Raw genomic sequence first — 10472 nt, forward strand, 5'->3', positions numbered from 1 at the left:
TTTGGTTCTTTTGATATTGAAACCCCTGAAGACCGTCAAAGCAGCTTCCAGCCGGAACTGGTCAAAAAGAGACAGACGATTCTGGCGGATAATCTTTCAGAAAAAATCATCGGTCTTTATGGCCTTGGAATGAGCTACCGTGACATCTCCGGGCATATCAAAGAAATGTACGATACCGATATTTCCCATACGGTTTTAAGCCAGATCACCGATCAGATCATTCCTGATATCAAAGCCTGGCAAAGTCGTCCTTTAGAGCCGCTCTACTGCATTGTTTGGCTTGATGCCATGCATTATAAAGTTAAAGTGGATGGAAAGATTACCCACAAAGCACTCTATAACATCCTGGGGATTACAAAAGAAGGAAAAAAGGAAATTCTGGGGATGTACATTTCCGAAAGTGAAGGTGCTAATTTTTGGCTACAGGTTTTAACCGATCTTCATAACCGTGGATTACAGGATATCCTGATTGCCTGTACGGATAATCTCAAAGGCTTTACACAGGCCATCTTAAGCGTTTACCCAAAGGCTCAGGTTCAACTTTGTATTGTACATCAAATCCGTAATTCATTGAAGTATATCGCCTCGAAGGATCAGAAGGAATTTATGAAAGATCTGAAAAAGGTCTATAGGGCCGTCACTAAAGCTGTAGCCGAAGATGAGCTATTGAACCTGGAAGAGAAATGGGGAAGTAAATATCCTGTGGTCATTGAAAGCTGGCAGCGTAACTGGGAGCAGCTCTCCCAGTATTTTGAATACACAGAGCCCATTAGAAAGATTATTTATACTACCAATGCCGTAGAGGGCTTCCATCGCCAAATCAGGAAAGTTACCAAGACCAAAGGTGCATTTACCAATGATATGTCGCTGCTCAAGCTGGTCTACCTGGCCACAAGAAACATTGAGAAGAAATGGACCGCTCCTTTGCATAATTGGAGCCTTACGATCCAGCAATTTTATATTAAATGACCGGATACCGCTGGCCATAAACGCCAATTCCTCTGGGGCTAGCCCCAGAGGAATTGAAACATCAGACAGAGTTTAATTTACAGACCCAATATTCCAATAAGTTCTTGCACTAAACCCTAATATCTTAGACTTAATTTAAAATGTTTTCAATATCCTTAACTTTTTGTTGCAGGGAATCTAAGGTTGAGGAAGCATCTTTAATTAAGGTATCGGCTTCTTTAAGTCTTCTGCCTGTTTTAGGAAAAATTGAATCTAATTCATTTACTTTTTTAATTCTCTCATTTACCATTGAGTCAAGATCTTTGACCTGAGTATTAAACTTATTCATTTGTTCCTCCGCCTGCCATACTCGCAAGAGGATGACATTACCAAAATTAATAGACAAAAAGGTACCTCAAATTCATTTTTATTGTCATCATTTATAATATTTGTTTTAGTTTCTGCGTAGAACTTAATCGATCTTTTTAAAGTTCCCCTGGCCTAGCTCAGTCCCGTAAACTCCGGGTACTTCCCTTAAAACACTCATAAGGCCTTCGGGGGAACCGGAAGCCTGTAATCCCTGCATTTCAATGTCTAAGATGTTATAAGGGCTTTTCTGTTGAGTCCTGCTCTTTTATCAATAATTAAGATCTCTCCCAGCTCATTTCTGTCCGGACTTAGTTCAAAATTTATAACTATGGCTTCCTCGGTTCTGATTGTAATTGTTTTTTCCTGAGTAATGAATCATAAAGATATGGCTTTAATGATGTAGGATTCAGGAGGAAGGTTGTCCAAAATATATGTACCACCTTCTCCGGTAGTGGTGCCTCTGTTTGACTGTTCCACCACAATACTGACCAATTCCAGGGGCTCTCCGGCAGTAGTAACGCTTCCCCGGATCCCACTGTTTTGTGAAAACAAAGGAAGGCTAAATAGAAGGCACAGTATCTGACAATTATTCATAAAATTATAATCTATATTTAGACACATCTAAAAATAGAGTTTATTTTTTTTAAATTTGTATTTTTAAATCCAAAAATATTTTCATATATACTTTTTCTGAAGAAAATTTTCCAAAGACACTTTTTTATCTGGAACACATGTACCCATCTGGCGTAAGTTTAATGCCCTGGCAGAACAAATGGATACCAAAGCTTGCCTGAGAAGAGAAATATTTGGATTCAATACTAATTTATAGCTACCGGTCTAATTGATCTCCTCCTTTATGTACTGCTATTTTTGTCGTAAAGCTATTTCAAGTCTTCGCAACGTTGGTAATTATACTAAAAACTTGACGAAGGCTGGCGATATGAGATGTGGCGGTAAACGAATTCAATATTCTCAACCAAATTCTTAGCAATTTAAGAACAGGGGAAAGTTAAGCTTGCCTTTAAGTATGAAATGTCAAGGTTAAAAACTCCCTATCGCAAGAAAAGGGAAATCCAGAATAGTTTACCCTTTTTAGAAAGACTTATTTATAATAATTCTAAATAATTTTTTTCCGAATAAAAAATAACATAGATTTGACCCTCTTTAGAATGATTTTAAATTGTGACAAAAACTTCAGACATTAGAGTTGTATTGGCAGATTTTCAATGTTTAACAAGAAAAGCCCTTGCCTCATTAATTGAAGAAACACCGGGATTTGATCTAGTAGCACTGAGCAACAGTTTAGAAGAACTCGAGAACCAGGTATTATCTCTTCAGCCGAATTTGCTTATTTTGGAGGCTACTAATAATTCTTCTTGTTTTCTTGATAAAATAAGCCATTTTCAACAAAAGTTTAGTCTCAGACTATTAGTTGTTACTAATAGTCGAGACTCTAATGTAATTAAGTCTCTTATCAAGACAGGAGTGAAAGGAATTTTAATAAAGGATTGCAGTGAAAGGGATTTTGTTAATGCCCTTAAAACAATTGCCGCAGGTAATCGCTTTTACAGCGCATTTATTCTAGATTTTTTTGTAGATCAAGATCAAACTTCCAGACAAGGTTCAACCTCTTTATCTCAACGTGAGCTTCAGGTTTTAAAGCAGATTGCCCAAGGGCATACCACCAAGAAAATTGCAAAACAGCTTCATATCAGTGTGCATACGGTAAATTCCCACCGTAAAAACATTCTTAAAAAGCTAAAACTTAGCTCTCCTATCCATCTTATAGCCTATGCAGTTGAACAAAGGCTAGTCACTATAGATTACAATAAAGGTTAATATTCTGCTTAAAATAAGCTAATATTTCTTTAGGTGACTAAATCATTCCAATACTATAATTCTATCACTAATTCTAGTGTTAAATCACCAAAATAGGTAATTATATTTCACCAAAATGGGGATTGACATCGGGTAGGTAATATCTATATATTTGCCCCTATATTTAATAAATCTAAATAAGAATAATAATGAAAAAACAGCTCTTAATATACATAATGTTTTTAGCCGCTCATTCAATTAATGCTCAGCAGCGAATCGTCACTGCGGGTAGTTCCTCTTCTGAAATCGTCTGTGCTTTAGGGATGTGTGAAAACATTGTGGCTACAGATCGCACCAGTATTTATCCTGAAATGCTTCAGGCATTACCCTCCATTGGGTACCGAAGCGGGATTAGCGCGGAAGGAATTATCAGTCAAAGGCCGGATCTGGTAATCTTTGAAAATGGTTATGTTAAAGATGATGTGATAAGTCAGCTTAGATCAACAGGAATAAAAACCCTGGTTGTCGAACAAAATGGTACTTTAAAGAATACAGAAACAACCATAAATGCTATTTCGGAAGCTTTAGATGAAAAAGAAAAAGGGAAAAAGCTTATCAGGCAAATAAAATCTGATCTCGAAGAAGTAAAGAAAAAAGTGGCAGCTACCTCAAAGCGTCCCCGGGTACTTTGTGTTTACGCCCGGGGAGAAGGAAATCTTCAGGTAGCAGGTGAAAATTCAGGTTTTAACATTCTGGAATTGGCAGGGGTTCAAAACGCCGTGCCAGATATTGAAGGCTACAAACCCTTAAATGCCGAATCTCTTATAATGACTAATCCTGATTATATCCTGTTTTTTAATTCAGGCCTCGCCAGTATTGGAGGAATAGACCAGGCATTAAATATAAGTGGGGTCCAACAGACTACGGCGGGGAAAAAGAAACAAATTATTGCCATGGATGGTGTTTTGCTCACTAGCTGGGGTCCAAGGATAGCCGAGGCAGCTCTAAAGCTTTTTCAACTTACCCATCCACAATCAATTAAATGATGAGAGAAGTGGTTTATATAAAAAAGCGTGAATCTACAAAAACAGTTTTGATCCTGTTATCAGGTCTTCTTGTTTTGCTAATGATAAGTTCTATGGCTATAGGTGCAGTACCTATTTCTCCAATGGAAATTGTACAGATTTCTGGTCAAAAGCTGGGTCTGTTCCAAGAAATCGATAAGACCCAGGAGCTGGTTTTGCTCAACATACGTCTTCCGCGAATGTTGCTTACTGTTCTTATTGGGATGGCATTAGGACTTAGTGGTGCGGCCCTTCAGGGGCTCTTTAGGAATCCTTTGGTCGAGCCGGGAATAATTGGTGTTTCTAGTGGTGCAGCTCTGGGTGCCATCATTATTATCACGTTTGTAGGAGCAGTAGCACCGCATTTTGTTGAAAATTATAGCTTTTGGCTTATGCCTGTCTTTGCTTTTGCAGGAGGAGTACTAGCCACCTTTGTTACACTTAGGTTAAGCAGTCATGAAGGCAAAACTCAAATTACCTACTTAATTCTTGCAGGAGTGGCAATTACCTCACTGGCCGGAGCCGTTATAGGGCTTTCCATTTTTTATGCAGACGATGTGCAACTTCGCACCTACACCTTCTGGACACTGGGGGACCTTAGTGTAGCTACTTGGAATAAACTTAAAATCCTTTTTCCTTTGATTGTGCTGGCCTGTATTGGACTAATTGGTATGGGGCGGTCTCTCAATGCAATAGCATTGGGTGAATCTGAGGCCTTTCACTCCGGCGTTGCTGTTGAAAAAGTGAAGCTTTGGGCAGTTTTGCTAAGCGCGCTCGCTGTAGGGACTTCTGTTGCTTTTACAGGTATCATTGGCTTTATAGGACTTGTAGTGCCCCATATCATCAGGATAAGCTTTAATTCAGACCATACGCTTGTGCTTCCTGCCTCAGCTCTGGGCGGTGCGTGCTTACTGATTCTGGCCGATTTATTCGCTAGAACTATAGTGGCTCCGGCCGAACTTCCAATAGGCGTGGTTACAGCAGTTATTGGTACCCCATTTTTTATATTCCTGTTAATATCGTCCAAAAAGAAACACCTCATTTGATGCTGAAAGCGAAACACATAGGAAAACAAATAAAAAGAGACATTTTGCTTGATGACTGTTCTTTCCAACTGGAGCCAGGAAAATTTACTGCGGTAGTTGGACCCAACGGTGCAGGTAAAACAACTTTACTAAAAATTATTTCCGGGGAGTCCTCTAATTATTCAGGTGAAATAACCTTAAACGGTAATCCGCTTCGGCATTACAAGAATCGTGAGCTGTCGCTCTCAAGAGCGATTCTTCCCCAGCAAACGGTGGTCAACTTTCCATTTACTGTAGAGCAAATCATAGAAGTTGGCAGGTATGCCCACCGGAGCTCGGCTGCAAAAAACCAGGCAATTATTGAAGAGGTAATGAAATTGTGTGGACTTAATGCTTTTAAGGGAAGAATCTTTCAGACACTTTCCGGAGGAGAAAAGCAACGGGTACAAATGGCACGGGTAATGGCACAAATCTGGGAGAAATCTGAACATCCAAAATATGTGTTGCTTGATGAACCTACAGCAAGTCTTGATTTGGCCCAGCAACATGTTCTACTGTCCCTGGCCAGGAGGCTCTGCCGGCAAAACATTGCTGTTATCGCTGTGCTTCATGATCTTAACCTTGCCATTCAATATGCTGATGACCTTCTTTTTCTAAAGAAAGGAAAGGCCGTGGCTTATGGTGAGGTGAAAGAAGTCGCTTCCCGAAAAATAATAGAAGAAACATTTGGCCACCCAGTAAATTTACTTGAACACCAGGGACAGCTCATTGTAGTTCCAGACAGCAACACCGGAAGGGGACAAAAACATCATTTTAACCTGTCTCATAAAATAGTAGAGGCTAGATTATAAAAATTAACCTGTTGGGCATCATAAAAAATCTATCAACTTTCAACCATTTACAAAATGAAAAATACATTATTTAAACAACAATCGCCAAATCAAATAAAGCAAGACTGGACCCGAATTCAGGAGAGCATGCCCGGAATTCGTATCAGGGAAGCGGCTGCGGAACTTAGTTTAAGTGAGGCTCAATTATTAGCTACCCTTGTGGGTAAAGAAGCAATTAGGTTAAAGCCGGAATGGGCAGCGCTCTTAAAGCGTCTTCCTCAACTAGGTCGGATTATGGCACTTACTCGCAACAATAGTTGTATTCTGGAACATAAAGGTGCTTTTGAAAAAATTCGAGTGGCCGGAAAGGGTAAACACGCCATAGCTACTGTCATTGGTCCAATTGAGGCCCGGGTTTTTCTTAAATCCTGGTACGTAGCCTTTGCCGTCAAACAAAAAAAAGAGGACCAACTGCTTACTAGTCTTCAAATTTTTGATCACGAAGGGCAGGCAATCCTTAAAATCTATCTTCAGGAAGAGAGTAATTATAACGCTTACGAGGAAATCTTAACTGATTTAAAAGCGGAAGATCAAAGCCAGGAACAGGAACTATTCACCTATGATAAAAACGAGTTCTCCCGTGAAATAGATAAATCATCATTCTTAGACGATTGGTCAAATCTAAGAGATACCCATTCTTTTTTCCCGTTGCTGAAGAAGTATAATGTAGACCGTATTAATGCCATTGAAATAGCTGAAGATAGATTTACTTATGCGATTTCAGTTTCGTCTATTAAGGAGATGCTCAAAAAAGCTGCCCGACAAAAACTGCCTATCATGATCTTTGCCGGCAACAGGGGGAATATCCAGATCCACCAAGATAGGGTACGCTCTATTCGACTCTTAGAAAGAGGTCATGCGGGCGCAGAAAAATGGCTCAATGTACTCGACCCCAATTTCAACATGCACCTCCGAATTGATTTTATTAATAATGCTTGGGTGGTTAAAAAACCCACAAAAGATGGTGATATAACTTCTTTAGAATGCTATGATAACAAGGGCGAGCTCGCAGTACAATTCTTTGGGTTTAGAAAACCGGGTCGTCCGGAACTGACTGAATGGAAGCAACTGGTGGAATCATTGAGTGAAATACAGGAGTAGATATGAAGTTTATTTTCACCAGTTTACTAATGCTAATCCCTTTTGCTGTTCTTGCCCAAACCAGCTACAAAGTAATGGGTAGAGTTATTAATCAGAATGGGGAAGGGATGGTTTATGCCAGTGTACAGGGAGCAGGAAAAGGGACTATCACAGATGGTCAGGGCAATTTTGTACTTGAAATGCCTGAAGGTATATTCACTTTACTAGTAAAATCCATAGGATATCACCCGGTGAAGCAGCCTGTAAGAGTGCCTGTGGAAGAGCCTGTTTCTATTACTATTAAGGAGGATGTGCAAAAGTTAAAAGAAGTCATGGTTACTGCCACGCGAACAAAACGGAGCATAGATGATATACCCTTGCCCGTAGATATTGTAAATGCTGAAGAAATCGCTGCCATAAGTGCTTTACGGCTTAGCGAGGTACTGCAAGAACAAACAGGGCTTCAAATAACCTCAGATCACGGCACAGGTGTCCAGATGCAGGGACTCACCTCTGAATATATCCTTTTCCTGATCGATGGAGAGCCGGTAATCGGACGCACCGCAGGCACTCTGGAACTAAATCGGCTGGCTGTTGATAATATTGAGCGGGTTGAGATCATAAAAGGCCCTTCCTCTTCTTTGTATGGGAGTGAAGCCATGGCAGGAGTAATTAATATTATCACAAAAAACCCTGATGAAGGTTTTTCTACTGCCATTCGTTCCCAGTATCGTTCCTTCGGCACTTCAGACTTAAATACCACTCTTAATTACAAAGCAGGAAAACTTTCGGCTTCTTTGTTTGCCAACAGGTTAAGCAGTGAAGGGTATGATTTGACTCCGGATACACCATCAATGACCGTGCCGCCATACCAAGCTTACACCTTTAATCCTAAAATTGCTTTTCGTATTTCTAAAGCGGTAAAGCTAAGTTTAAACAGCCGATTCTATAAAGAAAGTCAGGAGAACACTACAACTGTTCTTCAGGGTGAAGAATCGTTTAGGATAAATGACGATAGTAGGCGCGAAGACTGGAATCTTATGCCCACTCTTGAAATTCAGCTTGGCAAACGACATGAATTGAAGCTTCGCAGCTATACCACTGGCTACCGAACAGAGACTGAATTACGTTATCAATCTGATGGGGCATTATATGAAGAAAATTATTTCGACCAGCTTTTTAACCGTTCGGAGATTGTTTACAATTATAACATCAGCAATAAACACATTACTACAGTAGGTGCGGGGCAGACAATAGAAACAGTCGAAGCCACGCGTTATGCCGATGTTAATGAATTTAAGGCTCATTACGCTTTCCTGCAGCACCAGTTTTCTGCTGGTGATGATTTTGATCTTATTTTAGGAGGGCGCTATGATACGCATAGCGAATATTCTTCAAGGTTTAGTCCTAAACTTGCTGCCGGTTATAATCTATTTGACTGGTTAAAGTTGCAGGCTTCTTTTGGAGGAGGCTATAAAGCTCCAGACTTTCGCCAGTTACTGCTGAATTTCACTAATCCCGTTTCCGGCTACACTGTAATTGGCTCCAGTATAGTACTCGAACAAATGAAAAATCTTCAGGAACAGGGACAGATAGACGGGGTGTTCATTGATCCTGCTACTATGGAGACTATTGAAGCCGAAAGTTCTATTGCATACAACGTAGGATTTGATTTGAGTGCCGGAAAGTTTAATGGGGAAGTAAATCTTTTTCGCAACGAGATTAACAACCTAATTGAGGCTGCACCTATTGCACGAAAAACCAACGGGCAAAACGTATTTAGCTATTTCAACTTTGAGGAAGTAATTACACAGGGTATAGAAATTAAAGGTAATTATCCTCTTTTCCGAAATCTACAAGTGTCTTTTGGCTACCAATATTTAGATTCTCGAAATTTAAAAGATATTGAGAAAATAGAAGAGGGAAAAATCTTTAGGCGGGATCTCGCTACTAACCGAACCATTGCGGTTAAACTTTCGGATTATGGTGGGCTTCCAAACCGTTCCCGCCACTCGGGAAATGCAAAACTCTTCTATTCTAATATAGAACATCGTTTTGATTTAGCATTAAGAGCCATTTACCGGGGCCGATGGGGTTTGGGTGACTCTAACGGTAATGGAGTTATAGACATACCCAGTGAATATGCAGATGAATATCTGCTTCTTAACCTTGCCCTAAACAAAGATATGTTTAGCTGGCTCACCCTCGAGGCCGGGGTTAATAATATCTTAAACAGAACAAACCCTTTTGAACCTTCCCTGCCTGGAAGAATCTGGTATGGAGGAATTCGACTAAACCTTTCATAATACAAAAAATAAACTCTAAATGATTATTAAAATGAAAACAAAAACAACCAAATTTCGTTTATTACTTCTTGTTACATCCCTTGGCTTTATGTCATGTGAAAAAGAGGAAACCCTGGAAACGGTGATTCTGGAAGAACAAACAGCTGTTGATATTCCTGCAGACCCTGATGCCGGGCACGGAGCAACCAGTAATTTCACTTTTTTCGACCTGGAAAACGGCAAGGTGCTGCAAAAATCTGATTCAACTTCTACCAAATGGGACCTGGCTTTTGCCGGTACAACAATTCTTGTTAACGGAGGTGCTTCGGGTCCAGGTGAAGGATCGGCCCAGGTAATAGATGGTATTTTCGAAGATATGGATTCTGCACCGGAAGCAGGCTATGCAATAGACAGTGAAGAATCCTTGGCAATTCCTGCCGGTAATGGCAACGGCTGGTATACTTACACTGGAGGTGGGGGTACACCCAAATACGCAGTATTGCCTATTCCCGGAAAAGTTATCATGTTAACCACAGGAGAAGGAAATTTTGCTAAAGTTGAAATCATAAGCTATTATAAAGGAAACCCAGATACTTCCACAGCTGAATTTGCTGACCTTGATTCACGGCCAGCTAGCAGGTACTATACCTTCCGGTATGTTGTACAGGAAAATGGCGATCTTAATTTCTAATTGATAATGAAAGCCTGACCAAGCCTCCTTAATAAAAACAGGCTTGTAAAAGTCCTCCGAAACCGCGAATCAATTCGCGGTTTTCGAGAGGCACAAAATAACCTTTTTCTAGATTTAGTTCCTTTAAAAGGTATGGTCGTGGGTTGCGGCACTACTAAAACGGACCGGACAAGGGACGTCCTCCAATGCGTTGATCATCGTATACATTTTGATACCGCCCTTCTTCTGGAGTTGCTACCTTTACTCGGACATAAAATTTAAGACTGTTTGTTACAAAACAAATATCTTAGAAACATGAAAAA

The 10472-nt window shown here is 40.1% G+C and carries 10 protein-coding genes; 8 read left to right on the forward strand and 2 right to left on the reverse strand.

The window, feature by feature from the left end:
* On the forward strand, positions 1–969 hold a 969-nt coding region (locus tag ACW6QP_RS15125; protein ID WP_457911718.1), incomplete at its 5' end, for an IS256 family transposase.
* 130 nt (positions 970–1099) lie between these two features.
* Here ACW6QP_RS15125 and ACW6QP_RS15130 read toward each other — a convergent pair.
* Positions 1100–1354, reverse strand: a complete 255-nt coding sequence (locus ACW6QP_RS15130) for a hypothetical protein (RefSeq protein WP_457911719.1) — start codon at positions 1352–1354, stop codon at positions 1100–1102.
* Between the two features lie 338 nt (positions 1355–1692).
* Positions 1693–1938 carry a carboxypeptidase-like regulatory domain-containing protein gene (locus ACW6QP_RS15135; RefSeq protein WP_457911720.1) on the reverse strand — a complete coding sequence of 82 codons (246 nt, stop codon included), beginning with the start codon at positions 1936–1938 and terminating at the stop codon, positions 1693–1695.
* A gap of 561 nt (positions 1939–2499) precedes the next feature.
* Here ACW6QP_RS15135 and ACW6QP_RS15140 point away from each other — a divergent pair.
* From ACW6QP_RS15140 to ACW6QP_RS15170, 7 genes are all read left to right on the forward strand, one after another.
* Complete coding sequence (locus ACW6QP_RS15140) at positions 2500–3156, forward strand: response regulator transcription factor (RefSeq protein WP_457911721.1); 657 nt, start codon at positions 2500–2502, stop codon at positions 3154–3156.
* Between the two features lie 188 nt (positions 3157–3344).
* A complete protein-coding gene (locus ACW6QP_RS15145; RefSeq protein WP_457911722.1) occupies positions 3345–4181 on the forward strand; it encodes a heme/hemin ABC transporter substrate-binding protein in 837 nt (278 codons plus the stop codon).
* Positions 4178–5245 carry a FecCD family ABC transporter permease gene (locus ACW6QP_RS15150; protein WP_457911723.1) on the forward strand — a complete coding sequence of 356 codons (1068 nt, stop codon included), beginning with the start codon at positions 4178–4180 and terminating at the stop codon, positions 5243–5245. Before ACW6QP_RS15145 ends, ACW6QP_RS15150 begins: the two co-directional genes overlap by 4 nt.
* Positions 5245–6075 carry a heme ABC transporter ATP-binding protein gene (locus ACW6QP_RS15155; protein ID WP_457911724.1) on the forward strand — a complete coding sequence of 277 codons (831 nt, stop codon included), beginning with the start codon at positions 5245–5247 and terminating at the stop codon, positions 6073–6075. Before ACW6QP_RS15150 ends, ACW6QP_RS15155 begins: the two co-directional genes overlap by 1 nt.
* Positions 6076–6129: 54 nt before the next feature.
* The gene (locus tag ACW6QP_RS15160; protein WP_457911725.1) at positions 6130–7215 is read left to right on the forward strand and encodes a hemin-degrading factor; all 1086 of its coding nucleotides are present in this window, start codon (positions 6130–6132) and stop codon (positions 7213–7215) included.
* A gap of 2 nt (positions 7216–7217) precedes the next feature.
* Positions 7218–9500, forward strand: a complete 2283-nt coding sequence (locus ACW6QP_RS15165; RefSeq protein ID WP_457911726.1) for a TonB-dependent receptor — start codon at positions 7218–7220, stop codon at positions 9498–9500.
* A 31-nt stretch (positions 9501–9531) separates the two neighbouring features.
* Complete coding sequence (locus tag ACW6QP_RS15170) at positions 9532–10170, forward strand: HmuY family protein (RefSeq protein WP_457911727.1); 639 nt, start codon at positions 9532–9534, stop codon at positions 10168–10170.
* Positions 10171–10472: the final 302 nt, after the last annotated feature.

The sequence above is a fragment of the Salegentibacter haimaensis genome, from assembly GCF_054121495.1.